Consider the following 1,017-nt stretch of genomic DNA (forward strand, 5'->3'; position numbering starts at 1 on the left):
GCATCCAGCAGCCCGACGAAACCCTGCTCGTCGGCCTCGGGCAGCGCCTGCGCGATCGTGCGGCCCGTCAGCTCGCGGTCGGCGCCGACCAGCCGCTGGTAGGCCGGGTTCGCGAGCGTCACCCGATGGGTCGGCCCCTCCAGCACCACGATGAAGCTGGGCGACTGCTCGAACAGCAGCCGCAGCATCRGTTCGGAGATGGCAGGCTGGCCGACAGGGGGTGCATTCATCGGGCCATTCTCTGCCATCGCTCCCGACCGACGCCGATCAGGCCACCGCCAGCCTCCGCCGCGCCGCTTCGTACTCGCCGTGCAGCCGCTCCACCAGCACGCGCGCCGGCACCACCTTGTCGATCGCGCCGATCCCCTGCCCGCAGCCCCAGATGTCCTTCCAGGCCTTGCGTGCATCGCCGCCGAAGTTCATCTTGCTCGGGTCGCTCTCGGGCAGGTTCTCCGGATCGAGCCCGGCCTTCACGATCGAGCCCTTCAGGTAGTTGCCGTGCACGCCGGTGAAGAGGTTGCTGTAGACGATGTCATCGCTGCTGCTGGCGACGATCATCTGCTTGTAGTCGTCGCTCGCGCGCGCCTCGTCGGTGGCGATGAAGGCCGAGCCGATGTAGGCCAGGTCGGCACCCATCGCCCGCGCCGCGAGGATCGCGTCACCGCTCGCGATCGAGCCGCTCAGCGCCAGCGGGCCGTCGAACCAGGTGCGGATCTCCTGCACCAGCGCGAACGGGCTCTTCACGCCCGCATGGCCGCCGGCACYGGCCGCCACCGCGATCAGCCCGTCGGCGCCCTTCTCGATCGCCTTCTTCGCGAAGAAGTTGTTGATGACGTCGTGCAGCACGATGCCGCCCCAGGCGTGCACCGCGTCGTTGACATCGGTGCGCGCGCCGAGCGAGGTGATGATGACCGGCACCTTGTACTTCGCGCACAGCGCCATGTCGTGGTCGAGCCGGTCGTTGCTCTTGTGCACGATCTGGTTGATCGCGAACGGCGCGGCCGGGCGCTCCGGGTG

General features: G+C 69.0%; 2 protein-coding genes. Both read right to left on the reverse strand.

Translation table 11 applies throughout. The features are described 5' to 3' along the window. The coding region (locus AC1D01_RS36260) for a PAS domain-containing protein (RefSeq protein ID WP_477874593.1) at nt 1–230 on the reverse strand (230 nt) is incomplete at its 3' end. A 37-nt stretch (nt 231–267) separates the two neighbouring features. Next, nucleotides 268–1,017: NAD(P)H-dependent flavin oxidoreductase (locus AC1D01_RS36265; RefSeq protein WP_477874595.1), on the reverse strand; the 750-nt coding region annotated here is incomplete at its 5' end.

This window comes from Rhizobacter sp. P3_B12 (assembly GCF_056402895.1).